Source organism: Paenibacillus graminis (assembly GCF_000758705.1).
Classification (GTDB): Bacteria; Bacillota; Bacilli; order Paenibacillales; family Paenibacillaceae; genus Paenibacillus_AQ; species Paenibacillus_AQ graminis.
This window is the reverse complement of record NZ_CP009287.1, coordinates 4,793,514-4,818,332: the sequence shown is the minus strand read 5'-3', so window position 1 is coordinate 4,818,332 and position 24,819 is coordinate 4,793,514. Positions and strand designations below refer to the sequence as shown.

The 24,819-nt window shown below is 50.7% G+C and carries 25 protein-coding genes; 18 read left to right on the top strand and 7 right to left on the bottom strand.

Annotation, left to right across the window (positions count from 1 at the left end; translation table 11 throughout):
* Positions 1–52 precede the first annotated feature (52 nt).
* Positions 53–1,783 (bottom strand): hypothetical protein, encoded by a 1,731-nt coding sequence (locus PGRAT_RS33375; RefSeq protein WP_042267146.1) that lies wholly within the window; start codon positions 1,781–1,783, stop codon positions 53–55.
* A gap of 700 nt (positions 1,784–2,483) precedes the next feature.
* Here PGRAT_RS33375 and PGRAT_RS20715 point away from each other — a divergent pair.
* The 8 genes from PGRAT_RS20715 to PGRAT_RS20680 all read left to right on the top strand — a co-directional run bounded on the left by PGRAT_RS20715 (position 2,484) and on the right by PGRAT_RS20680 (position 9,613).
* Positions 2,484–2,954 carry a hypothetical protein gene (locus tag PGRAT_RS20715; RefSeq protein ID WP_155990491.1) on the top strand — a complete coding sequence of 157 codons (471 nt, stop codon included), beginning with the start codon at positions 2,484–2,486 and terminating at the stop codon, positions 2,952–2,954.
* A 30-nt stretch (positions 2,955–2,984) separates the two neighbouring features.
* Positions 2,985–3,434 carry a transcriptional regulator AhrC/ArgR gene (gene ahrC, locus PGRAT_RS20710; protein ID WP_025707364.1) on the top strand — a complete coding sequence of 150 codons (450 nt, stop codon included), beginning with the start codon at positions 2,985–2,987 and terminating at the stop codon, positions 3,432–3,434.
* Between the two features lie 44 nt (positions 3,435–3,478).
* A complete protein-coding gene (recN, locus tag PGRAT_RS20705) occupies positions 3,479–5,206 on the top strand; it encodes a DNA repair protein RecN (RefSeq protein ID WP_025707365.1) in 1,728 nt (575 codons plus the stop codon).
* Between the two features lie 114 nt (positions 5,207–5,320).
* The gene (gene spoIVB, locus PGRAT_RS20700) at positions 5,321–6,454 is read left to right on the top strand and encodes a SpoIVB peptidase (RefSeq protein WP_025707366.1); all 1,134 of its coding nucleotides are present in this window, start codon (positions 5,321–5,323) and stop codon (positions 6,452–6,454) included.
* 199 nt (positions 6,455–6,653) lie between these two features.
* A complete protein-coding gene (gene spo0A / locus PGRAT_RS20695; protein WP_025707367.1) occupies positions 6,654–7,469 on the top strand; it encodes a sporulation transcription factor Spo0A in 816 nt (271 codons plus the stop codon).
* Positions 7,470–7,892: 423 nt separating this feature from the next.
* On the top strand, positions 7,893–8,327 hold the full coding sequence (locus PGRAT_RS20690) for an ATP-binding protein (RefSeq protein WP_025707368.1): 435 nt from the start codon (positions 7,893–7,895) through the stop codon (positions 8,325–8,327).
* Positions 8,328–8,529: 202 nt separating this feature from the next.
* Positions 8,530–9,189, top strand: coding sequence for a helix-turn-helix domain-containing protein (locus tag PGRAT_RS31765; RefSeq protein ID WP_025707369.1), 660 nt, complete (start codon positions 8,530–8,532; stop codon positions 9,187–9,189).
* A 115-nt stretch (positions 9,190–9,304) separates the two neighbouring features.
* Positions 9,305–9,613: a hypothetical protein gene (locus PGRAT_RS20680; protein WP_025707370.1), complete on the top strand. Its 309-nt coding sequence runs from the start codon at positions 9,305–9,307 to the stop codon at positions 9,611–9,613.
* 347 nt (positions 9,614–9,960) lie between these two features.
* On the opposite strand, the gene PGRAT_RS34950 is transcribed toward PGRAT_RS20680, so the two are convergent.
* From PGRAT_RS34950 to PGRAT_RS20655, 4 genes are all read right to left on the bottom strand, one after another.
* Positions 9,961–10,140 carry a sporulation histidine kinase inhibitor Sda gene (locus PGRAT_RS34950; protein ID WP_025707371.1) on the bottom strand — a complete coding sequence of 60 codons (180 nt, stop codon included), beginning with the start codon at positions 10,138–10,140 and terminating at the stop codon, positions 9,961–9,963.
* A gap of 222 nt (positions 10,141–10,362) precedes the next feature.
* Complete coding sequence (locus tag PGRAT_RS20670; protein WP_025707372.1) at positions 10,363–10,698, bottom strand: LytTR family DNA-binding domain-containing protein; 336 nt, start codon at positions 10,696–10,698, stop codon at positions 10,363–10,365.
* A 134-nt stretch (positions 10,699–10,832) separates the two neighbouring features.
* Positions 10,833–11,357: an accessory gene regulator ArgB-like protein gene (locus PGRAT_RS32540; protein WP_081758915.1), complete on the bottom strand. Its 525-nt coding sequence runs from the start codon at positions 11,355–11,357 to the stop codon at positions 10,833–10,835.
* The gene (locus tag PGRAT_RS20655) at positions 11,338–12,003 is read right to left on the bottom strand and encodes a hypothetical protein (protein ID WP_025707375.1); all 666 of its coding nucleotides are present in this window, start codon (positions 12,001–12,003) and stop codon (positions 11,338–11,340) included. The genes PGRAT_RS32540 and PGRAT_RS20655 overlap by 20 nt, the downstream gene beginning before the upstream one ends.
* 133 nt (positions 12,004–12,136) lie before the next feature.
* On the opposite strand from PGRAT_RS20655, the gene PGRAT_RS20650 reads away from it, so the two are divergent.
* Together PGRAT_RS20650 and PGRAT_RS20645 are read left to right on the top strand one after the other, a co-directional pair.
* On the top strand, positions 12,137–12,655 hold the full coding sequence (locus PGRAT_RS20650; RefSeq protein ID WP_025707376.1) for a DinB family protein: 519 nt from the start codon (positions 12,137–12,139) through the stop codon (positions 12,653–12,655).
* 47 nt (positions 12,656–12,702) lie between these two features.
* Positions 12,703–12,957: a hypothetical protein gene (locus PGRAT_RS20645; RefSeq protein ID WP_025707377.1), complete on the top strand. Its 255-nt coding sequence runs from the start codon at positions 12,703–12,705 to the stop codon at positions 12,955–12,957.
* A 145-nt stretch (positions 12,958–13,102) separates the two neighbouring features.
* Here the strand turns inward: PGRAT_RS20645 and PGRAT_RS20640 are convergent, their stop codons facing one another.
* Positions 13,103–13,672: a thymidine kinase gene (locus tag PGRAT_RS20640; protein WP_025707378.1), complete on the bottom strand. Its 570-nt coding sequence runs from the start codon at positions 13,670–13,672 to the stop codon at positions 13,103–13,105.
* A gap of 184 nt (positions 13,673–13,856) precedes the next feature.
* On the opposite strand from PGRAT_RS20640, the gene PGRAT_RS20635 reads away from it, so the two are divergent.
* The 3 genes from PGRAT_RS20635 to PGRAT_RS20625 are packed head-to-tail and all read left to right on the top strand — an operon-like array spanning position 13,857 to position 17,655.
* Positions 13,857–14,063 (top strand): hypothetical protein, encoded by a 207-nt coding sequence (locus PGRAT_RS20635; protein ID WP_025707379.1) that lies wholly within the window; start codon positions 13,857–13,859, stop codon positions 14,061–14,063.
* A gap of 18 nt (positions 14,064–14,081) precedes the next feature.
* The gene (locus PGRAT_RS20630; protein ID WP_042267142.1) at positions 14,082–15,827 is read left to right on the top strand and encodes an ABC transporter ATP-binding protein; all 1,746 of its coding nucleotides are present in this window, start codon (positions 14,082–14,084) and stop codon (positions 15,825–15,827) included.
* Positions 15,808–17,655: an ABC transporter ATP-binding protein gene (locus PGRAT_RS20625; protein WP_042267138.1), complete on the top strand. Its 1,848-nt coding sequence runs from the start codon at positions 15,808–15,810 to the stop codon at positions 17,653–17,655. Before PGRAT_RS20630 ends, PGRAT_RS20625 begins: the two co-directional genes overlap by 20 nt.
* 911 nt (positions 17,656–18,566) lie before the next feature.
* Here the strand turns inward: PGRAT_RS20625 and PGRAT_RS20620 are convergent.
* Positions 18,567–18,872, bottom strand: coding sequence for a DUF2627 domain-containing protein (locus PGRAT_RS20620; RefSeq protein ID WP_025706037.1), 306 nt, complete (start codon positions 18,870–18,872; stop codon positions 18,567–18,569).
* A gap of 166 nt (positions 18,873–19,038) precedes the next feature.
* Here PGRAT_RS20620 and lpdA point away from each other — a divergent pair, with 166 nt between their 5' ends.
* The 5 genes from lpdA (at position 19,039) to PGRAT_RS20600 (ending at position 24,800) form a co-directional block, all read left to right on the top strand.
* Entirely contained in the window at positions 19,039–20,460 is a 1,422-nt protein-coding gene (gene lpdA / locus PGRAT_RS20615) for a dihydrolipoyl dehydrogenase (RefSeq protein WP_042267136.1), read from the top strand.
* A 238-nt stretch (positions 20,461–20,698) separates the two neighbouring features.
* On the top strand, positions 20,699–21,730 hold the full coding sequence (locus tag PGRAT_RS20610; protein WP_025706661.1) for a thiamine pyrophosphate-dependent dehydrogenase E1 component subunit alpha: 1,032 nt from the start codon (positions 20,699–20,701) through the stop codon (positions 21,728–21,730).
* 3 nt (positions 21,731–21,733) lie between these two features.
* A complete protein-coding gene (locus PGRAT_RS20605) occupies positions 21,734–22,720 on the top strand; it encodes an alpha-ketoacid dehydrogenase subunit beta (protein WP_025706662.1) in 987 nt (328 codons plus the stop codon).
* Between the two features lie 28 nt (positions 22,721–22,748).
* On the top strand, positions 22,749–22,874 hold the full coding sequence (locus tag PGRAT_RS34680) for a hypothetical protein (protein ID WP_272945716.1): 126 nt from the start codon (positions 22,749–22,751) through the stop codon (positions 22,872–22,874).
* A gap of 483 nt (positions 22,875–23,357) precedes the next feature.
* Positions 23,358–24,800 (top strand): dihydrolipoamide acetyltransferase family protein, encoded by a 1,443-nt coding sequence (locus PGRAT_RS20600; RefSeq protein WP_042267132.1) that lies wholly within the window; start codon positions 23,358–23,360, stop codon positions 24,798–24,800.
* Positions 24,801–24,819: the final 19 nt, after the last annotated feature.

Below are 24,819 nucleotides of genomic sequence, written 5' to 3'. Positions count from 1 at the left end.
TATCTCGTTTGTTTCCAGCCTGGAATAAGGGGGAAAGGACAAATAGGGAGCTTCAGTCCGGTTTGTCCTGCGGAATGGACAAATCCTTCCTGAATAACGTCTTTCCTGTCCGCATAAGCAGCAGAGCGACGTGAAGGGCGCTTATCGAGTCCGACAGAATGAACCAGCGTGAAATCGCACAGGCAACAATGGATGTTCTAACCATGCGCAATGCAGGCAAGCGTGCAGAGGCCGTTTGGTCTGGAAACAACGGCAGAATTGCTGTTGTTGGAGCGTCGGAGGCCGTTTGGTCTGGAAACAACGGCAGAATTGCTGTTGTTGGAGCGTCGGAGGCCGCTTTGCCTGCAAACAACGGCAGAATTGCTGTTGTTGGAGCGTCGGAGGCCGCTTTGCCTGCAAACAACGGCAGAATTGCTGTTGTTAGAGCATTGGAGGCCGTTTTGTCTGGAAACAACGGCAGAATTGCTGTTGTTGGAGCGTCGGAGGCCGTTTGGTCTGGAAACAACGGCAGAATTGCTGTTGTTGGAGCGTCGGAGGCCGCTTTGCCTGCAAACAACGGCAGAATTGCTGTTGTTGGAGCGTCGGAGGCCGCTTTGCCTGCAAACAACGGCAGAATTGCTGATGTTGGAGCGTCGGAGGCCGCTTTGCCTGCAAACAACGGCAGAATTGCTGTTGTTAGAGCATTGGAGGCCGTTTGGTCTGGAAACAACGGCAGAATTGCTGTTGTTGGAGCGTCGGAGGCCGTTTGGTCTGGAAACAACGGCAGAATTGCTGTTGTTGGAGCGTCGGAGGCCGCTTTGCCTGCAAACAACGGCAGAATTGCTGATGTTGGAGCGTCGGAGGCCGCTTTGCCTGCAAACAACGGCAGAATTGCTGTTGTTGGAGCGTCGGAGGCCGCTTTGCCTGCAAACAACGGCAGAATTGCTGCTGTTAGAGCATTGAAGCCCGTTTGGTCTGGAAACAACGGCAGAATTGCTGTTGTTGGAGCGTCGGAGGCCGCTTTGCCTGCAAACAACGGCAGAATTGCTGTTGTTGGAGCGTCGGAGGCCGCTTTGCCTGCAAACAACGGCAGAATTGCTGTTGTTAGAGCATTGGAGGCCGTTTTGTCTGGAAACAACGGCAGAATTGCTGTTGTTGGAGCGTCGGAGGCCGCTTTGCCTGCAAACAACGGCAGAATTGCTGTTGTTAGAGCATCGGAGGCCGCTTTGCCTGCAAACAACGGCAGAATTGCTGTTGTTGGAGCGTCGGAGGCCGCTTTGCCTGCAAACAACGGCAGAATTGCTGATGTTGGAGCGTCGGAGGCCGCTTTGCCTGCAAACAACGGCAGAATTGCTGTTGTTGGAGCGTCGGAGGCCGCTTTGCCTGCAAACAACGGCAGAATTGCTGCTGTTAGAGCATTGGAGGCCGTTTGGTCTGGAAACAACGGCAGAATTGCTGTTGTTGGAGCGTCGGAGGCCGCTTTGCCTGCAAACAACGGCAGAATTGCTGTTGTTGGAGCGTCGGAGGCCGCTTTGCCTGCAAACAACGGCAGAATTGCTGTTGTTGGAGCGTCGGAGGCCGCTTTGCCTGCAAACAACGGCAGAATTGCTGTTGTTGGAGCGTCGGAGGCCGCTTTGCCTGCAAACAACGGCAGAATTGCTGTTGTTAGAGCATTGGAGGCCGTTTTGTCTGGAAACAACGGCAGAATTGCTGTTGTTAGAGCATTGGAGGCCGTTTTGTCTGGAAACAACGGCAGAAATGCTGATGTTAGAGCATTGGAGGCCGTGTGGTGCCCATATTTCAACGAACGCCTGCTTACGAGCTCCATTGCAGGTTGTTAATTGGAAAAAGGGAGCTTATTTTACCGAAAATTCAAAATAATGGGATTTAAGTGGAAAAAGAAAACTTAATTGGGTTATTTTCCACTTCTAATGGCGAAATGAGCTGAATTAGTGTATCTTTTTCCGCCTTGTCTGCGGAGAACAGGGGATCCGAGCAGATTAGTTACTCTTTTTCCACTTAACCTTCAGAGAATAGGGTGCAAGCCAACTGAGTTACCCTTTTTCCACTAAACCAGCAGAGATTAGGGTGCAAACCAACTGTTACCCTTTTTCCCTTGACCTGCGGAGAACTGCGCGCATGAGCAAGTGAGTTACCCTTTTTCCACTTGGAGTTGCTGCAGGACATGGGGAGTCGTTGCATGGGCATGCTGAACTTAAGAATGGTGCCAGGATGACCGGTGACAACCTTGTGAGCCAAAGGGTTCACTATAACACCAAGTTCGATTCTTAAGACGGCTGGACTGTCCGGCGAGAGACGGCGCAGCGGTTTCATTCTGTTATCATAGAGGGTTTGCGTCCTTTTTTGCAAAATCACAAGGAATAAGTTAGTCTATCCTTAACTTCCTCCAGAAGCCATTCGTAACTGTCAGGTTCGGCTGGATTTCGGCGGCAAAAGCAGGATTTCACGGGGCTGCGCGCGAATTATTCACCGAGGTGATGGAATTGGCGAGCTCTGATAAGGCCGTTATGGCGTTAATTGGACTGGCAGCCGCAATATTTGTCATTTACCGGATTTACATATGGCTGCAAAACTCCCCGCGTTCGTTCATCAAGGACAAGCTGCCGCTCAATACAGTCATTTTGCCTCACCCCTCCATCGATTTGCTGGAAGAGGCAGGTTATGAGGTGATCGGCGGCAAGCTGAAGATACCGTTGGCCTTTACAGTCGATGGGTCTTCCATGTACAGCAGGCTGTTCATCGATTATGTCGCGAGCAAGGAAGAGGACTCGTTCTATTTGGTGATCCTCTCCCGCCCCCGCAAAACGCTGGAATTCACCGGAAGCAGCCTCCGGGATACACTTCTGCCCTATTTGCTGATTTATCCGGAATGCAGCGGGGTGCTGTATGTCAACACCGTCACGTCTGCCATTCATGAGATCCGGCTGGGCAAGGACGACGGGGAATCTACTTAAGAAGTATACTTACAAATTTGGGAGGCAACAATGAAAGGTCACAGACACATTAAGATACGTGAAATCATAACACAGCAGGAAATTGAGACACAGGATGATTTGGTCGAGGCGCTGCGCGAGGCTGGTTTTCAGGTCACCCAGGCCACCGTGTCACGGGATATTAAGGAGCTTTTACTTATTAAAGTCCCTATGGACGACGGCAGATATAAATATTCCCTTCCTACAGATCAGCGTTACAATCCGACCCAGAAGCTGAAGCGTGTGCTGGTGGACAATTTTGTGCATATTGATTCCTCCGCCAACCTTGTGGTCATGAAATGTCTCCCGGGGACTGCTAACTCTGTAGCTGCTCTGATCGACAATATTGATTGGCCGCAGATTATGGGCACCATTTCCGGTGATGATACGATCCTGATTATCTGCCGGCAGCCGGAAGACAGCAAAGACGTCATTTCGCAAATTATGGGATATATATCCTAGAGCATAGATTCCTAAGCAATCATCTTTTCGGAGGTGCTGTATCCGTGTTAGAAACGTTGTCGATCCGCAATCTTGCCGTGGTTGAAGCGGTGGATGTGCATTTTTATCCCGGTTTTCATGTGCTTACAGGGGAAACCGGTGCAGGCAAATCAATTATTATTGATGCTCTTGGGCTGGTAGTCGGAGGCCGGGGCTCAGCAGATTCCATCCGTTATGGTACGGACAAAGCCGAGATGGAAGCGCTCTTCAGTCTGCCCGTTTCGCATCCGGTATGGGAGACACTGGAGCGCCTTGGCATCACGGCAGATCCGGAGGAGCATCTGATTATCCGCCGTGAGATCACCTCCCAGGGCAAAAGCACGTCCCGCGTCAACGGGCAAATGGTCAATCTCAGCATGCTGCGGGAAATCGGCGAGCAGCTGGTGAATATTCATGGCCAGCATGAACATCAGAATCTGCTGAAGGCAGAGCGGCACCTGGGCTTGCTGGATACTTACGGCGAAGCTGTGATTGGTCCGCTCAAGGCCGATTATCAAGAGAAATATACCGCGTTTGCCAAGGTGGAAAAAGAACTCCGCGAGCTGCAGGAAACGAGCCAAAAGGCTTATCAAATGCTGGATTTATACCGCTTCCAACTAGAGGAAATTTCTTCTGCAGGACTAAAACCGGGCGAAGATGAATTACTTGCCGAAGAAAGGGTCAAACTATCCCACAGCGAGAAAATGATGGATTCCGTATCCGGCGCATACGAGCTGCTCTATGACAGACAGGGGCTGGAATCCATCGGCAATGTAATTTCCCGGCTGGAGGATGCGGTGCGATATGACGAAAAAGGTCTGAAAGGCGTGCTCGACCAGCTGCAGTCCTCGTATTACCAGCTGGAGGATGCCGCATTTCAGCTTCGCGATTACCGTGAGGAGATTGAATTCAACCCGGCCAGGCTGGAGGATATTGAGAACCGTCTGGACCTGATTTCCGGGCTTCGGCGCAAATATGGCGAGAGTGTAGAGCAGATCCTTGCTTATTATGAACAAATTAGCCATGAGACGGATTTGCTGGAGAATAAGGATGAATACATCGAGAAGCTGACGGTAAAACGCGATGGTCTGCTGAGCATTCTTATGCAAGCGGCAGAAGCGCTGAGCCAGGCCCGGCGGCAGTGTGCGGCTGAACTGGCCACTCAGGTAGAGGGTGAGCTGAAGGACCTGCAGATGGAACGGACCTCGCTTCAAGTCAAGATGGACATTCTTGAGGACCCGCGCGGCGTTGAATATCAGGACCGCCGTTACCGGCTGACCCGGCAGGGAATCGACAGTGCGGAGTTCATGATCTCCCCGAATCCCGGTGAGCCGCTGCGTCCGCTCGGCAAAATCGCCTCCGGCGGCGAGCTGTCGCGGCTTATGCTGGCGATGAAGAGCATTTTTGCCCGCCATGACGCGATCCCTGTTCTGATCTTCGATGAGGTGGATACCGGCGTCAGCGGACGGGCCGCCCAGTCGATTGCAGACAAGCTGTACAAGCTTTCGTCCACCTGTCAGGTGTTCTCCATTACCCACCTGCCGCAGGTGGCCTGCATGGCCGATCACCAGTACCTTATCCGTAAAAAGGTTGAAGACGGGCGAACGATGACTGAAGTGGAGTCACTGACCGCCGAAGGCCGGGTCATGGAGCTGGCCCGAATGCTGGGCGGTGTGGAAATAACCGAAAAAACCTTGCACCACGCACAGGAAATGCTCGGTCTGGCCGAGGCCAGCAAGGCGGCTGCAGGGTAAGCGGAACAATGATTAACAGTAATAAAAGCCTGGGGGCAAGGTTATCTTATAGGTACGCAATTGGCGACCACCTTTTTCGTCAAGCGAAAGAAGCAAAAGGGAGCGTGACAGCCATTGAAGCCGAACCTCAGGAAGTTAATGCCCGGCCTTTTATTTGCCTTTTTTCTCAGCTTATCGGGCATAACGGGACCTTCTCAGAGCTATGCCTCGCCTCAGGATAACCCGCCTGACCAGGCCGTTCAGGGAGAAAACCGGGATCTCAAGGTAATACCGGGGGGCCAGACGATTGGTGTAAAAGTGAAGTCCGCAGGCGTGCTTGTTGTTGGCCATCATCTGATTGAAGTATCGCAGCAGTCCAAGCTTTCACCCGGCGAGAAAAGCGGACTCCTCCCTGGAGATTTGATGATCTCGATCGATGGAGTGAAGCTGGACGAGGTATCCAAGGTGGCTAGGCTGGTGGAGCGTGCAGGCAAAGCCCGCGAACCGCTGACCATTGTGTTCAAACGCGGCGGCAAAGAGCATACAGCCAAGCTGACGCCGGCCTACGACCGCAATGACAAAGTATGGCGGCTAGGGCTGTATATCCGCGATTCTGCTGCGGGTGTAGGCACCTTAACCTTCTATGCGCCGGAGCAGGGAGTATATGGCGCACTTGGTCATGTCATCACTGACATGAACACCGGTACACCTATCGTTGTCGGCAGTGGACACATTGTGCAATCCAGCGTAACCTCTATTTCCAAAAGCCAGGACGGCGATCCCGGCGAGAAGCGGGCAAGCTTTTATAAAGAGAGCCAGGTTCTGGGGAATGTGGAAAGCAATACGGATTTCGGAATCTTCGGCAAAATGACCCGCAACCCGGAACACAGCCTCTACCAGAAGCCGATTCCGGTTGCCATGAGCGATGAAGTGAAGGAAGGTCCGGCGCAAATACTGACGGTTGTTGACGGGCAGCGGGTGGAACGTTTCGACGTAGACATTATTCATGTAGCTCATCAGGATACACCGGCGACCAAAGGGATGGTGCTGCGTATTACGGACCCCCGTCTGATCGATAAGACCGGCGGCATTGTCCAGGGCATGAGCGGCAGTCCGATTGTTCAGAATGGCCGTTTGATCGGTGCGGTAACCCATGTATTTGTCAATGATCCCAAGTCCGGGTATGGCTGTTTTATCGAATGGATGCTTAGGGATTCCGGCGTGGTCGGGCAACAGCATATCTTCCCCTATAATCTTAAGGCGGTTTAGCCTTAAGATTTTTTTGTCGAAGCATAACGAGAAACATCGAACCTTGAAATAAAATATTTAATTATAAGCCAACACCGAAAAAAAATAAAGAAAAATAATTTTCGACAGAAGGATATTGAATTGGGATGTCGAAACTGTAAAGGAGCGAAGATAAATGATTATTTTCGAATAGCAGATATAAATAAGGAGGAAGCAGCCAGTGCAGAATATTGAAGTGTTGTTGGCCGATGACAACAGGGAGTTTACGAATTTGCTTGCCGAGTACATTACGGAACAAGAAGATATGACAGTAACGGGCATCGCCTACAATGGGGAAGAGGTGCTTCAAATGCTGAGCGAAGCCCGCAAAATTCCCGATGTACTTATTCTTGATATCATTATGCCGCACCTGGACGGTTTGGGTGTCCTGGAGCGCCTCCGCGATATGGATCTGAAGCCTGAACCCAAGATCATCATGCTAACCGCTTTTGGCCAGGAGAACATCACTCAGCGTGCTGTGCAGCTTGGCGCCTCTTATTATATTTTGAAGCCATTCGATATGGAGGTTCTGGCCAACCGCGTGCGTCAGCTCGTTGGAACACAGGGCAGTATGAGCACTTCCTCAAGCATGTCCAATTATTCGGGTTCCAGATCGAACAATGTAGTGCCGCTGTCCAAGGGCAAAAACCTGGATGCCAATATCACCTCAATCATTCATGAAATCGGTGTACCTGCACATATCAAGGGTTATCAATATCTGCGGGAAGCCATTACGATGGTGTATAACAACATCGAGATCCTGGGCGCCATCACCAAGACCCTGTATCAGGCCATCGCCGAGAAATTCAAGACAACACCATCACGTGTAGAGCGGGCTATCCGCCACGCTATCGAAGTCGCCTGGACCCGTGGCAACATTGACAGCATCAGCCACCTGTTCGGCTATACCATTAATATCTCCAAATCCAAGCCGACTAACTCAGAATTTATTGCCATGGTAGCTGACAAGCTGCGGATTGAGCATAAGGTTTCTTGAAGGGGTAAGGATTAGGATACGTGATATGTGATTATAAATTCATGCAAAAGTCGAAGGGGCAGCTATCGTTAGTGGAAAAAGTACCACTAATCGAACTCAATCGGCATGTCAAGTAGCTTATGTTGGAAAAAGTATCACTAATCCGGCTGAAAATGGCCATTTGGGATGAATATGCACCAATTAGGTGTACACAATCCAACTAAAACCTGCTGTAGCCCGGATTTCTGCGAATTAGTTTTACTTTTTCCACTTAGCTTCAGTTCCTGATGAGCTTTGTTGGGTTCCCCAAACTTTCAGAGGCTTAGATCAACTTATATATTATATACTTCACTCCTTTGTTGGGTAAGAACAATCCAATGGAGGAGTGATTTGTTATGTGTACTAGCAGCACACAATTATTATTGCCGCAAAAGGATGAGTAAGATGGAATGTGTAATTTTTATTGGGATACAGGGTTCGGGGAAGACGACATTTTATCAGCAAACCTTCTTGAAAACCCATATGCGCATTAACCTGGATATGCTGAGGACAAGGCATCGGAAGGATCTGTTCCTGGCGGCTTCGATCACAGCATTGCAGCCGTTCGTGGTTGACAATACGAATCCATCCATAGAAGACAGGCGCAAGTATATTGATCTGGCTAAAAAGCATAAATTCAAGGTTATCGGTTATTTCTTCGAGCCTGATTTTGAATTGTCGATAGCGAGAAATGAGAAGCGAACGGGTAGAGAAAAGGTGCCGGAGACTGGCATCAAAAGCACCATGAAAAAGCTGCAGCGCCCTTCCTATTCTGAAGGATTTGACGATTTGTTTGTAGTGAGAACGGCAGAAGAGAAGTTTGTGGTGGAAAGGGTGTAGTTCAATGTTAACCCCAACATCATTCGACGGTCTTGTACACGTTCCTTTTCTGGTTGATCAGTTTCCATACAAAGTTATATATCGGCATGAGCGTAAGGAAAATAAGTCATTCGCCACCTTCAGCCAAACTATTTCCGGTATTAATTGTTATAATGAAACACAAATTGTTATGTTGTGTTATGATATAACAGAGGTGACTCCTATGAACGATTCTGGTAACTACCCAGATGAGCTGGGGAACTTTATCCGGCACATCAGAAAAGCGCGCGGGTTGACCTTAAGAGGGCTGGAAGAGAAGAGCGGTATCAGCTATTCCCAGCTTAGCAAGATTGAACGGGGAGAGAGCATTCCGCTAAAAGACAATCTGGATAAGATTATCGAGGCGCTTGGAACGGACCTCAAGAACCGGATGTATGATCTGGCAGATTATATGCCTGATCTAGAATATATTAAGACACTCAAGCAGGGATATAAGCGACCGCAGCATAATCAGTCGCAGGACTATATCTACGGGACGGCGTTCAATAAGCTGAAGGCGTTCCGGGCGAAAGAAGGTAAAGAAACCTCCTATGTTTCTTTTGATGCAAACGAGGTAATCGTTTATGAAACGGAATATGGGGCAGGAATGGTAATAGAGAAAATTGAGAAATATAACCTTAGCGATGTACTGAACGATAAATTTGAAGGCAGTCTGGATTCCCTCCGCAAGCAGCCCCGCCAAGGCAGGCAGGCATATCTGTTCGGAGAGTGGCTGCAGGAATGTATCTACGAACTGAAAGACGACGATCAGGATCAGGTCATTCAAGCCCTTAAGGAATTTGTCCAGTTTAAAGTGTTACAGGTTAAGGGAGCATTTAAATAGCACCGGCTTCATCTGTTTTCAACAATGAATAATGTTGCCTTTTCTTGCAGCCATCTATTCATCTTGAACCATAAACCAACAACCAAATGGTATGACAGAAAAGGGGAAATCTACAATGAGAGTTAACATGAAATTTACCGCCAAGGGCAAAGCCGCAATTGAGAATTTCAACAACGAAGAATTACTGGAAATCTTTGCTAGATACATCAAAACATTGACCAAGAAATACGACATTGAAGTGGATGTCCCTCTTGAAGTGAACCAGAATATCGTGAACGACGGAACCGTTGTTGCGATGGCACAGAATGTGAAATGTGATGTGGATACTTTTTTTAAGGAACTGAGCCGGGACATCAAGGTTCCCCTCAAAAAAAGACTGGGCGGCAAGCTGGAGAATGTCTTTAAGACGGAGTTTATTGAGTAGTTAGTTCTTCATTGTCTCGGACTCCACCAGGACGCAGCCGCTGCTCAGCCTGATTGATTTATCCACTGCGACTTCTAAGGTCATGTTGAACGGTAAGTTTGAAGAAAATTACGGCACAGCTTCCGGCTGGGAAAGTGAGCTTTATGGTTCACAACTTTATGTTAAGGATGTGTTCGCTAATTCCTGGTCGCTCTATGATTTGACTGGAAAAAGCATTCTGGCTAACCAGCCGGCCATACTCTAATATAAAATGAATAAAAATAAGAAGCCGACCTCATATTAGTGGAGGTGGCTTCTTTATTTTTGTAGCCGGTTTTATATGTTGAATGGCTGAAATAATAACGAGATCAATTCTCAGAACGGTTAGGACTGCTTATGTTTCTCTCGGTCAGAACAGTTTGAATAATCTCAATGAAATCGGGTGAAGCTTTAGCCTCCACCGCTAAATCGTAGATGTTCAACAATTGTTCGTCAGACAATAGTTCTAAGGATGAGGGGCGCGGAGAAGGATGAAAGTAATAATCCATTAGATTCCTCCATCGGTTATTTAGTAGGTTGTAATAATACTACAAGTCTATTTAAATGGTACCATTTGGAAGGTAACCCGTCTCCTGTCATTCGCCGGGTGAAATATTCTTTACAAGAAAGGCAACATATGGGATAATATTTGTTTACTAAATACTGGATTAAATAAAAACAACCACCCGCTAGCTGTAAAGCTTGGGGATGGTTGTTTTTTTGGATAAAAGTTAGGATTCGGAATTGTTTTTCCTTGAAGCTAAATATCTTCTTAGCCTGGTTTCATTGGGTTCTGATACTGTAGCGAATTGTTCTCCCTCTTGAAACGTAACAATCTTACGTTCGGAATCATAACTTTCAACTTGGTTGAGACTTACTACATTGCTGCGGTCCAGGCGTTCGAAGTTTTTGCACTTATAAGCTGCAAACAGATCGGAAAGCGTGGTAGGGAGAACAAACTCGCCTTCTTTGGTATGGACGAATATTGTATTCTTATAACTGGAGAAATACAATATATCTTCTTCCCCAATATTCCGGGAGGACCCGTCATTTAGCAAGACTCGCATGTTCTCCCCATCCTTTAATTACTTCCGCAATTCTTTTGGTACTTCTGGGCTGTGGGCCCAAGGTTTCAGTACAGCTGCGAATAGACGAGCGGATGAAGTCAAAGCCTTTGAGGTAATACGGGCAATGTTCTTTTTCATAAGGAGTTCCTCCCTTGCTTGGAAATTACTGTTAAGGATTGAGCTAAAAAAGCTAATCCAAGGACAGGCGAGTGAATAAAAAAATTAAGAGCTACTAAGGTTACAGAAGTGGCTTTCATCCAAGGATACCAGCGTATTGAAACTTGTGCATTCACATCTGGATTAGGTGCGAACAACAACATTATAACTATGCATAATCCATTAATGATCAAAAGATGATCTTTGATTAAAAAGGATAGATGCGGAATGGATGAGCATAACAGAATGGAAAAGATATTGCAGGCAGTAGCAGTTTTTAGATGTTTGCCACCAGAGAAAAATCTCAGAATTGCGAAGCTGAATAATGAGACAGCAGTATCTGCGAAACTCCCGGTCAACCAGCCAATTAAAAATGATGCTGAGATAATCAACAGACTGTTAAGTATAATATTCAAGGCATATTGCATAATCTCAATAGAGCTAGTCTCTTGAGGGTTGGATTGCTTAATCCTAGATGCGATCTTATAACTTAATATATTCATGTCCGCTTCTATCCTTTGAATAGGCTAAATATATGTAACAAAACAATAGAAAAGCGTATATTAGCGGTGCAGCTAAAAAGTAATTGGAGTTAAAAAGATGCATGATAAAGATTATAAGCCCGGCAGTAGGCAGGTTAAGAACAAAGAGGAATTTCTCACGCTTTGTTGTCTTAATTAAGCCATTGGGTTTGTCTGGAATAAAATCGAAACCTTTGCGTCTACGTCCACTGTAGTAACCAATACCTAAGGCAGTAGTAGATGATAGGATTTGTAGCAGATTAGTGTCGATGTCTATTCCGTAAAAGGCTTGGGCTGAGAATAAGCCGGCTTTATCCAGGATAACAATATACATCAGTTGAATGAACGTGTAAGCTTGGTAAGTCATTCCTGTAAGAATAGCTGCGTAGAAAAAGTGAATTCGGAAAAGCATCCAAAAGAAACAGAAAATTAAGAGATACTGAACGATAATATCTATTTCCACCAGGTGATATTCCACACGTATGACATATGAGAAAAAGCCCATTATACAACCTGCAAATATCATCTCTTTGTGGTAAAAATCAATCTTGAATACCTTGAAAGCCAAATAAAACATGGCATAGGTCTCCAGTACCGAAAACACCATAAACAGCACAAATTCCAGCATGCTTACACTCCCGAAGCTCAGGATCACCAAACTTGTATTCTTGCAAATATTATACATAATGTACTAAAATACAACAACAGCATTTTACACTATTCGGCAATTTTTTGAAAAAACAGTTGAAAGGGGCAGTCTTATGAACCAGCGTCCACAACCAGGAGAGTATAGTGAATTTCCGGCCCGTTACATTTCTTTGGTCCCCCCTGAAGGGGAGCTTGCGGCTGTGCTTAGGGAACAATCCAGTCTGATGTATGAACTGTTGGACGGGCTGAGCGAGGAGCAGGGAAGTTACCGCTATGCAGAAGGCAAATGGAGCATCAAGCAGTTGCTTGGACACCTCACGGATAATGACCGCATTATGTCCTACCGATTGCTTGCTATTGCCAGAGGGGAGAAAGCTCCGCTGCCCGGATATGAGGAGAATGACTATGCGGAGGCAGGAAAGTTCGAGCGGTTTACGCTCAGTGAAATGGTGCAGCATTATAAGCTGGTACGCCAATCTACGATTGCTCTGCTGGAGAGTCTGCCGGAGGAGGCTTGGACCCGGATGGGCACAGCCAGCGATAATCCGATTTCCGTAAGAGCCATAGCCTGTGTAATTATTGGACATGAGCTGCATCATCTGGGTGTCTTGAAGGAACGTTATTTGAAGTAGCTTCTGCAGCAATTATTGGAACTTCTATTAAAGGGGGAGGTCCGCGGATGGGTTTTTTAAAAGGCATACTGCGCTTTTTCATTCCTGGAGAACGCACGCTGATATACACAACATTTGACCAGACCCAGTATTTCAAAATAAAAAGCCGCCTAAGTGCCGCAGGAATTCCTCACCGTTCCAAAATCAACGGGGGCATGAAAGCCCTGGGGCAGCGTGCCCAATATGGCGGAAAAGCTTCTGTTCAGCATGATCTCTACGTGCGCAAGGAAGATGAGTACCGTGCAGCGAAGGTGATTCATTAGAGGAAACGTTTATTCTTGCAGACAAAAGCACACATTAACGCGCAATCTGCGATTCCGCAATGTGTGCTTTTTTTGTGACCGAATCCGTTGTTGGCCGTGCAGGAGCAGTGGGATTACTTCAGTGGGGTGAAGCTGTTCTTCTCTTTTAGAGCGGCGGATTCTTATGGCATTTGCGGCATACCGGGTAGTAGGCTTCATTGCCGCCGATCTGGATCTGCTTGCCGCTGTAGACGGGCTTGCCGTTCTCGACGCGGAGCGCCATCGTGGCTTTCCGTTCGCAGAACCAGCAGATCGTCTTCATTTCTTCAATTTTATCTGCATAGATCAGCATATATTTGCTGCCTTCGAACAGATTGTTCTGAAAATCATTTTTGAGCCCAAAGGCCATCACCGGAATGTTCAGCTCGTCGACGATCCGCACCAGCTGGAGAATGCAGTCCTTGCTTAAGAATTGGCATTCATCAATCAGCACACAATGAGGCTTCGGCAGGTTGCTGCTGACAATGCTGAAGATATCTGTATTCTCATCGATAGGGATGGCCTGCTTGCGCAGTCCGATGCGGGAGGAAATATATCCCACTTCGTCCCTGTCGTCAAGGGAAGGAGTGAAAATGAGCACGGACTTGCCCTGCTCCTCGTAATTATGCGCAACCTTGAGTATCTCAATGGATTTGCCGCTGTTCATTGCCCCGTATTTGAAAAACAACTGTGCCACGTCCATCTATCCTTTCGTTAATCAGCCTGATGAGTTCTTTCCGAAAAATGCGACTTTATTAGAGTAGCATATACTCAGTAAAAGTAGCCAGTGAAAACATTTCGGGTAAGGGAGAAAGAATGTTATAATTAACGCGGTTATGTGTATTTATACAGGAGAACGTTTACAGAAAGAAGGCTTACAGTTGACGGACAAGATGGAAGACTACAAGGAAAAAATTGCGGCTCTGCAGGAAAAGGGGGAGCTTACTGCGGAAACGTTGAGTCTCCTGATGGAAATGCTGGACGAAATGGCGGAAATGAACCGCAGCAACAAAGCGCTGCGCCGGGTGATTTTGAAGGGGCAATCCTCGTCGATGTCCACCCGCTTACGGGATGCGCTCTACGAATAGACAAATGGGGTAACGCTGATGAACATCATTTTTTCCTATCTCAAAACATATAGGACCGCAGCAATCGCTGCACTTCTGATGATGGTGATCGAACTTGCGGTGGAGCTGTCCCAGCCTCTGCTGATCTCCAAAATTATTGATGACGGAATCAGGGAACAAGACAACCGGATCGTCTGGCTGTGGGGCGGTGTGCTGGTGGTAAGCGCGGCTATAGCGTTTATTGCGGGCGTGCTAAGCTCTTTTTTTGCGTCCCATGCGAGCCAGGGGTTTGCTTTTGATCTGCGGGATCAGTTGTATGAAAAGGTCCAGTCCTTCGCCTATGCCGTGTTCAGCCGTTTTCCGACCTCTTCCTTAATCACCCGCCTTACCGCGGATGTGTCGCAGCTGCAGGATACGATCTTCATGGGGCTCCGCTTTATGACCCGTGTGCCGCTCGTGGTAGCGGGCAGTGTGATTATGGCGCTGGTTGTACATGTGAAGCTGGGACTGCTGCTGGCGCTGACCCTTCCGGTACTTATTGTATTTCTCCTCTGGGTGATGAAAAAGGCAGCGGTGTTATTCCGCAGTGTGCAGATCCGTCTGGACGGAGTCAACAGTGTGATTCAGGAGAATCTCACCGGCATCCGGCTGATTCGGGTGTTTGTGCGCATGAACCATGAGATTGCCCGGTTCGCCGCATCCAGCGGGGAGCTGATGAAGTCTACGGTCGGTGCCTTGCGGCTCACAGAAACCTCTGCCCCGCTCATTATGCTGATTGTAAATGCCGGAATTATGCTAGTGCTGTGGTTTGGGCGTATCGAAATTTCAACCGGTAATGCCACACTGGGGCAGACGGTCGCAGTCATTAATTATTCCCTGCGTACGATCGGAGCTTTGTCGGCGCTGTCCTGGATTATGGCGACCTTTTCCCGGGCCCGGGCTTCTTCACAGCGGATTCAGGAAGTAATGTCGGCAGATGAACTGGAAGCCAAGGAAATGGCAGCGGTTACTGCAAGGAAGGTTGCTCCGGTCCGGGGCAGGGTTGATTTTCAGCAGGTCAGCTTCCGTTATCCGCAGAGTGACATTGCCGTGCTCGAGGACATTACCTTTGCGGTGCAGCCCGGAGAACGGGTAGCGGTTATGGGGGCAACCGGCTCAGGCAAATCCTCGCTGGTGGGACTGATCCCCCGTCTATATGAGCAGAGCAGCGGTGTTATCCTGGTCGACGGAAGGCCAAGCGCGGAAATGGAAATATCCAGGCTGCGCGGAGCTATTGGTTATGTGCCTCAAGAGGTTCTGCTGTTTAGCGGCACTGTGCGGGAGAACATTGCCTGGGGCAATCCGCTGGCGACCCAGGAGGAGATCGAACAGGCGGCCATGGCCGCGCAAATTCATGAGACGGTAAAAGAGCTGCCGCATGGCTACGACACCATGCTGGGACAGCGGGGAGTCAATCTGTCCGGTGGACAGAAGCAGCGGCTGACGATAGCCAGAGCACTGGTAAGAAAGCCTGCTATTCTGATTCTGGATGACAGCACCAGTGCGCTGGATGCTGTTACCGAAGGCCGGCTGCTGGCGGAGCTGAAACGGATGTCCTGCACTACTTTTCTAATCACGCAAAAAATCAGCTCGACCGTATCCGCCGACCTTATCCTGCTGCTGGATGAGGGCAGACTGATTGCACAGGGTACACATGAAGAGCTTATGGAAAGTTCGGAGCTGTACCGCAAAATCAATGAATCTCAGCACAGGGAGGGGGTGCAGCATGTTCAAAGCATTACTTGAGCCTTTTCGCCATCCGAAGCTGAATGTAGGGCTTGGAGTCCCGGCTAGCTTCGGCTCGCCGGGAGGGCGCAAGCCGAAGGCTAAGGCCAAGGACTGGTCCGCCACGCTCCGCCGAATCTGGAGTTATCTGGCGAAACGCAAGGCGAAGCTGGTTCTTGTGCTGGTCATGGTGCTTCTCAGCTCCGGGCTTGCGCTGCTTGGACCTTATCTGATCAGCAGGGCAGTGGACCATTATCTGGAGGGGGACGGGGGCAGAACCTGGGCAATCTTCCTGGTCACGCTTGCCGTTGTCTATGTGCTGAATTCCCTGACTTCCTGGCTGCAGAACATCTGGATGATCGAAATTGCCCAGGAGACGGTATACCGGATGCGCACGGACCTGTTCACGCACCTTCACCGGCTGCCGATATCGTTCTTCAACCGCAGGCAGCAAGGTGAAATTATGAGCCGTCTGACGAATGATATTGAGAATATCAGTTCTACGCTGAACAGTTCGGCGATCCAGATTTTCTCCAGTGTGCTGACCCTGCTGGGCACCGTGGGGGTGATGCTGTGGCTCAGCCCGCTGCTCACACTGTTAACCTTCATTGTGGTTCCGCTGATGATCCTCGGCATGCGCTGGATTACACGGCGTACCGGACCGCTGTTCAAGGAACGCCAGCGCAACATGGGCGAACTGAACGGCTTCATTGAGGAGACGTTGTCCGGCCAGCGGATCATCAAGGCTTTTTCACAGGAGGAACGGGTTATTAACGGCTTCCGGGAGCGCAATACGCGGATCATGCTGTCGGGCTACTGGGCCCAGGCGATCTCCGGCTTCATCCCGAAGCTGATGAACGGCTTGAACAATCTGAGCTTTGCAATTGTTGCCGGTGTCGGCGGTCTGCTGGCGATCCGGGGGTTGGTCACGGTAGGTGTAATTATCGCATTCGTGGAATATACGCGCCAGTTCACGCGGCCGCTGAACGATCTCGCGAACCAGTGGAATACGCTGCTGTCGGCGATTGCCGGTGCGGAGAGGGTATTCGAGGTGCTGGATGAGGGAGCGGAGGCGAAGGATGAAGAGGCTGCGGTGCCGCTGGATCATGTGGAAGGCACGGTGAAGTTCCTCGGAGTGTCCTTCTCGTATGACGGCGGGGCGGACACACTGCAGGATATCAGCTTTGAGGCTAAGCCCGGCGAGATGATCGCGCTGGTCGGACCTACCGGAGCAGGCAAAACCACTCTGATCGGGCTGCTGTCCCGCTTCTACGATCCCGGCAAGGGCAGCATTACGCTGGATGGCAGGGACCTGTCTTCGATCCGCCGGGAGAGCCTGCGCAGCCATATGGCCTTTGTGCTCCAGGATTCATTCCTGTTCAAGGGAACAATCCGCGACAATATCCGCTACGGAAGGCTGGATGCCAGCGACGAGGAAGTGGAGGCGGCAGCGAAGCTGGCTAACGCCCATTCATTTATTATGCGGATGAAGGGCGGCTACGGGCGGATGCTGTCGGTTGACGGCAGCGGCATCAGCCAGGGGCAGAAGCAGCTGCTCGCCATCGCGCGCGCCATCCTTGCGGATCCGTCCATGCTGGTGCTGGATGAAGCGACCAGCAGCATAGATACCGTGACAGAGATCAAGATCCAGGAGGGGCTGCAGGCGCTGATGAAAGGCCGGACCAGCTTCGTGATCGCCCACCGGCTGGGCACCATCCGCGCGGCAGACCGCATTCTGGTGCTCCAGGGCGGGCGGCTGGTGCAGCAGGGATCACATGAAGAGCTGCTGCAGGAGGGCGGATTGTACAGCGAACTGGTGCGGGGTTCTTCGGATTCAGCGGCAGGATAGCATTAGTAAAGGCAGCCCCGAGCAGCTTCGGAGCTGCTATTGTTCGATACTGGAGTCCACGCAATGTACCTGAGTCGGCTTCCCTGCTAAGGATGCCACAGGAGATCCCCGTAAAGTACCAGAATCAGTTTCCAGCTCATGCCCCCGCATTGTGGGGTTATTTGATTGTTGCGAAAATGATGATTTCCGTTTCTTATGGAGATGATGTGCACAAAGTTGGGATAAGTAGAAGTGAATTCAGTGGTTTTACGCAAAAGGGGGCCGTCGAATTTGATAGCCCTTATTAAGCCTTTTTCCAAATCGCGTCATTCGAAGAAGCAAGTGAGGGTAGCTATATAGATTGAACCTGAACAATTAAGAATAAAGGGAAAAGCGGCGGAGGAGAAGTTTGGATACTTACGGAGCGGTAGCGTCTGCCTGAAGGCTTTCGGCAGGAAAGCCCGCATCAGGAAGCATAGGCAGTCTGCGGATTTCAACTGCAAACAGCGCCAGACACCATCAGGAAATCTGCAGACGGCAGCGGCTGGAAGTCCAAACATTCTCTGTAGCCACGGCCCATCCCAAAATCGAAAAAGCTCAAGTTCAGTTTATATAGTTGGAAAAAGGGAGCTTATTTCTCCCGAAATCAGCAATTTGTGGATTGGAGTGGAAAAAGGAAACTTAATAGGGCCATATTCCCTCGTCAGGAGTGAAATGAGCTGAATTAGTTTCCCTTTTTCCACTTCGCATGCGGTGGATAGGGGGGAATGCGGCGAAATAGTTATCCTTTTTCCGCTTGGAATGACCAAAGGCGTTCTCCAGGTGACACGACGCTGAAATCCAAAACGGCTACGTTGTCCGGTGAAGGACTGCGCAGCCGTTTCTGCTTGAAAGGTGGAGTGATTAAGACCATCCCGCTGGAGATTAACCGGTTAGCTGGAGGCATCCGGCGAGGGAGGCTGCTGGGTCTTGTGCTTCTCTCTGAATCTGGGTCCCACATAATTGCGCTTCCGGTCACGGGTCAGAATCCAGCCGCCAAGAAAAGTCATGCCTGCCAGGAACAGGAGCAGCCCCCCGCCAAAATGCAGCCAGGCAAAAACCGGAGTGGCCGTCTCGTCGCCATGCATGGAAATATAATTGAAGATATCATCTTTCATCATCAGGAAGCCATTCATCGCCAGGAGGCCGGGCACAACCAGAATCAGGATGGCAATGAAGCGTGTGGTCAACAGTTTCATGAGTGTCCCCCTTGTCCATAATCCCTTTGAATTCACCCATATGATAACGCTTCAACGGGGAAAAGTCCATGGATATATGACGTTTGTAAGTTTTGTAATACACATAAAAGAGAGTACAATGTAATAGGTTAATTCAGAACAAGAGTAATGACTGGAGGATACATACATGACAATTTCATGTGACGTTGCCATACTTGGCGGAGGTACCGGGGGGTACGTGGCGGCGATCCGCGCGGCCCAACTGGGGAAATCTGTTGTTGTCATAGAAATGGACAAGCTGGGCGGAACCTGTCTGCACCGCGGCTGCATTCCGAGCAAATCGCTGCTGCGCAGTGCGGAGGTATACGCTGAAATACAAGAGAGCGAGAGTTACGGCATTGAAACTACTGGGGTGCAGCTGGTGTTCCCGAAGGTGCAGGCCCGCAAGGAGGCGGTAGTCGAGCAGCTTCATCAGGGCGTACAGTTTCTGATGCGCAAAAATAAAATCCAGGTGCTGAAGGGAAAAGGGCGCATCATCGGCCCTTCGATTTTCTCTCCGCGCAGCGGCGCGGTGGCTGTAGAGCTGGACAATGGCGAGATGGAGACCGTGGTCTCCGGGCATCTCATTGTGGCAACCGGATCGCGCCCCCGTGTGCTGCCCGGCCTGAAGCCGGATGGCAAGGTGATTCTGAGCAGTGAGGAAGCGTTGACGCTGGAAGAGCTGCCGGCTTCTATTATTATTGTGGGCGGCGGGGTCATTGGTGTGGAATGGGCCTCCATGCTGGCGGACTTCGGCGTGCAGGTTACGGTGGTAGAAGCCGCAAGCCAGCTGCTGCCGCTTGAGGACGAAGAGATTGCCCGCGAGCTGCTGCGGCTGCTGAAGAAGCGCGGCGTCAAGGTTCTGACAGGGACAACCGTAGATGCAGAGACCTGTGCGATTACGGAATCTGGAGTGACTATCGAAGCCCGCAAGGGCGAACAGAGCCAGAGCCTGTCTGCCCAGAAGCTGCTGGTATCCGTAGGCAGAGTAGCCAATATAGAGAACATCGGACTTGAAAATACTGATATTCATTTTGACAAGGGTGTTATTGAGGTCAATGGGAATATGCAGACGAATGAGCCGCATATTTATGCGATTGGCGACTGCATCGGCGGGCTGCAGCTGGCTCACGCCGCGAGCCACGAAGGCATCCGGGCGGTGAACCATCTGGCAGGTGAGACGCTCCATCCCTACCACCCGCATCTGGTGCCGCGCTGCGTCTACACACGGCCGGAGGTAGCGAGTGTAGGATATACCGAGAAAGAAGCCAAGGCGCTTGGCGCGGATGTGGTTACGGGTAAATTTCCTTTTTCAGCCATCGGCAAAGCGATTGTCTACGGGATGAAGGACGGTTTCGTCAAAGTGGTTGCCGACCGCAGCAGCGGCGATATTCTCGGTGTGCAGATGATCGGCCCCCATGTTACGGATCTGATCGGGGAGGCGGCGCTGGCACAGCTGCTGGATGCCACTCCCTGGGAGATCGGGGAAGCGGTTCACGCTCATCCGACGCTATCCGAGATCATCGGCGAAGCGATGCTCGCCGTGGACGGAAGAGCAATCGGATTCTAGTTAACGTTGAAAGCCTCCACGGGAATGCCGGGCGGAGCTGAAGGCGCCTTAGGCGTCAAAACAGCTGCATACCGGCTTTTCGTGGCTTTTCTTTTTCACGGGAAAGGGATTATAATGAATTGGAGCACGATTTAGTACCTGGTTTTAAGATCAGGGCAAGAATACGCTTTTAATGCGGGTTTTGTTCGAAGTGATTTAAGGAAGCGTATACTGACAAAACTTTTAGGAGGTACCTCATATGGAATCGCAAGGTACTGTAGAAACCGTTAACAGACACAAGCCGCTTGGACTTAGTGACGGCCAGGTCATCGATATGTACAGATATATGCAGCTCGGACGGAAATACGATGAGCGCAGCCTGCTGCTGCAGCGGGCCGGGAAGATCAACTTCCATGTCTCGGGCATTGGACAGGAGGCAGCCCAGGTGGGGGCGGCTTTTGCGCTGGACCGGGAGAACGATTATTTTTTACCGTATTACCGCGACTATGCCTTTGTGCTGACTGTGGGCATGACTACGCGTGAGCTGATGCTCTCTGTCTTCGCCAAGGCGGAAGACCCCAACAGCGGCGGGCGGCAGATGCCAGGCCATTTCGGAAGCAAACGTCTGCGGATCGTGACCGGGTCCAGTCCGGTGACAACGCAGGTTCCGCATGCCGTGGGTTTTGCCCTGGCAGCCAAAATGCAGAAGAAGAAATTTGTTTCCTTCGTCACGTTCGGGGAAGGCTCCAGCAACCAGGGGGATTTCCATGAAGCGTGCAATTTCGCCGGTGTGAATAAGCTGCCGGTCATTATTTTCTGCCAGAACAACCAATATGCGATTTCTGTACCAGCCCATAAGCAGCTTGGAGGCAAAGTCAGTGACCGTGCCCTGGGCTACGGCTTCCCGGGCGTCCGGGTAGACGGGAATGATCCGCTGGAGGTATACCGCGTGGTGAAGGAAGCACGGGAGCGTGCACTCGCCGGTGAAGGGCCGACCCTGATTGAAGCGATGATGTACCGCCTGTCGCCCCACTCCACCTCGGATAATGATCTGGCTTACCGGACGAAGGAAGAAGTCGATGCCAATTGGGCAAAAGACGGCATTGCCGCTTTCCGCACCTACCTGATTGAACTCGGGCTTTGGAGCGACGAGCAGGAACGCGATCTGGCTGCAGAATACAATCTGGAGCTCAAGGCTGCGATTGAATACGCTGAAAATGCGCCGTTTCCGAAACCGGAAGATACGCTGCTGCATGTATACAGTGAATCTGACCTCAAGGGAGGAGCCTAACCCATGGCCATTATGGAATATATCGATGCCATCCGGCTGGCAATGAAGGAAGAAATGGAGCGCGATGAATCGGTATTCGTGCTAGGAGAGGATGTTGGCGTCAAGGGCGGTGTCTTCACCACCACCAAAGGGCTGCAGGAGCAGTTCGGGGAAGAACGTGTGATGGATACGCCGCTGGCGGAGTCTGCGATAGCCGGGGTGGCTATCGGTGCAGCCATGTATGGCATGAAGCCGATTGCCGAAATGCAGTACTCGGATTTCATGCTTCCGGCGACTAACCAGATTATCAGCGAAGCAGCCAAAATCCGTTACCGCTCCAATAACGACTGGAGCTGTCCGGTGGTGATCCGCGCGCCGATCGGCGGGGGGATCTTCGGCGGGCTGTATCACTCCCAGTGCCCGGAATCGATTTTTTTTGGCACGCCGGGACTGAAGATTGTAGCTCCGTATTCGGCCTATGATGCCAAAGGGCTGCTGAAGGCAGCCGTGCGTGACCCTGATCCGGTCCTCTTCTTCGAGAACAAAAAATGCTATAAGCTGATCAAGGAGGATGTCCCGGAAGGGGACTACACGGTTCCGATTGGCGAAGCGAATCTGCTGCGGGAAGGCAGCGATATTACAGTGATCGGGTACAGTCTGCCTCTGCATTTTGCCATGCAGGCAGCGGAGGAGCTGGAGCGCGAGGAAGGCATTACTGCGCATATCCTTGATTTGCGCACCCTGCAGCCGCTGGACCGCGAGGCTATCATTGCCGCCGCCCGCCAGACCGGCAAGGTGCTGATTGTCCACGAGGACAACAAGACCGGAGGCATTGGCGGCGAAGTGGCAGCGATCATTGCTGAACATTGCCTGTTTGAGCTGGATGCGCCCATCTTCCGCCTCTGTGGTCCCGATGTGCCCGCGATGCCGATCAGCCCGCCGATGGAGAAATTTTTTATGCTGAGCAAGGATAAAGTGAAAGCCGAAATGCTGCGTCTGGCGCAGTACTGATTTTACTTGGGCCAGAATAAGGGGGGGAATGGCCGAGGAGAAGTCTGGAACGGCAGGAGCGGTGGAGCGGCTGGAACGGCAGGAGCGGGGGCGTCCCCCCGAATGCTTTCCGCAGGAAAACTGCACCGGAAGCAGCGGCAGTCTGCGGATTTAAACCGCGAACAGCGTATACAATCCGGGAATCTGCCAGGCAATCTGCGAGACGGGCAGCGGCCGGAAATCCAAATACTCTCCGTAGTCACGGTCAGTCCCAACCCGCTAAATCTCAGTTTATATAGTGGAAAAAGGACCACTAACCGAGCTCATTCGGCTTATGAAGAAGCTTATGTTGGAAAAAGTATCTTTAATCGAGCTTATTTTGCTTAAGGAATACTCTATGTTGGAAAAAGTACCACTATTTCGGCTGGAAATAGGTATATGGGATGAATATGCAGGAATTAAGTGTACAAAATCCCACTAAATCCTTTTACGGCCAGGATTTCGGCGGATTAGTTATACTTTTTCCACCTAGTTTCAGTTCCTGATGACTCAATATAGATAAGCATTGCTTACAAAACTCAAGCGTATGCTTCCGAAGCAAGTTTTGTACGAAAGTAATACTGTAAGCATCGCTTACAAAACTTTAAGGAGTGACATTATGTCTGACAACACAAAGCTGACTGATGTGATCATGCCCCAGCTGGCAGAGTCGCTGGTGTCGGCAACGATCGGCAAATGGCTGAAGCAGCCCGGAGATTCCATCGAGCAGTACGAACCGCTCTGTGATCTGATTACGGATAAAGTGAATGCGGAGCTGCCGGCCACTGTGGACGGCACACTGGTAGAACTGCTGGCCGAAGAAGGCCAGACTGTCAGCGTGGGCGAAGTGATCGCCCGCATTGCCGTAGCGGCTCCGGCTGCGCCAAGCGCGCCGTCCGCTCAAACAGCCGCTGGCGCGCCAGCGGCGGACACTGTGCCTGCGGCGCAGGCTGTGTCCCGCCCGGCTGTGCCTGCCCAAGCTCCGGCAGCGGGCAGACCGGCAGCACCTGCCGCCGCCTTTGACGCATCGGCACCGATGCGCTCCCGGTATTCCCCGGCGGTGCAGACGCTTGCCGCGGAGCATGGCATCGATCTCACGGCTGTGCCGGGGACTGGTCTGGGCGGCCGTATCACACGCAAGGACGTGCTGACGTACCTCGACAACGGCGGCGCAGCAGCCGGAGCCACCGCAGCACCGGCTCGTGCAGCCGGACAGCAGGCACCGGAAGCTTTGCAGCAGCCTGCTGTCCAGGCGATTCAGGAAGAAGTGCAGGAAGCGCTGGAGCCGGTTCGCCATTCCGGCCTGCACCTCAGCGAAACTCCGCGTATCCCTACAATAGAAGTAGAGGGCGGGCGGGGAAGCAGCTCGGAATATCTGATAGACGTAACGCCAATCCGCAACACCATTGCGACAAGGATGCGCCAGAGTGTCTCGGAAATTCCGCATGCCTGGACGATGATTGAAGTCGATGTGACCAATCTGGTTATCCTGCGCAACAAGCTGAAGGATGAGTTCAAGCGCAAGGAAGGCATTAACCTGACATATCTGGCTTTTCTGATGAAAGCTGTCGTCAGTGCCATTAAGGATTATCCGATCATGAACTCGGTCTGGGCTGTTGATAAGATTATCGTCAAACGCGAAATCAACATATCCCTGGCAGTCGGCACCGAGGATTCGGTTATGACGCCGGTCATCAAAAAGGCGGACCAGAAGAATGTCGCGGGGCTGGCCCGCGAAATCGACGAGTTGGCTATGAAGACCCGCGAAGGCAAGCTGCGCCTGGAGGATATGCAGGGCGGAACCTTTACGGTGAACAACACCGGCTCTTTTGGCTCGATTCTGTCTTACCCGATTATTAACTATCCTCAGGCAGCTATTCTGACCTTTGAATCCATCGTCAAAAAGCCTGTAGTCATCAACGATATGATCGCCGTGCGTTCCATGGCCAATATCTGTCTGTCGCTGGACCACCGGATTCTGGACGGCGTGATTTGCGGCCGCTTTTTGCAGCGCATCAAGGATAATGTGGAAGGCTATACGCCGGATACGAAACTGTATTAAGGAATGGTATAACCCTGTA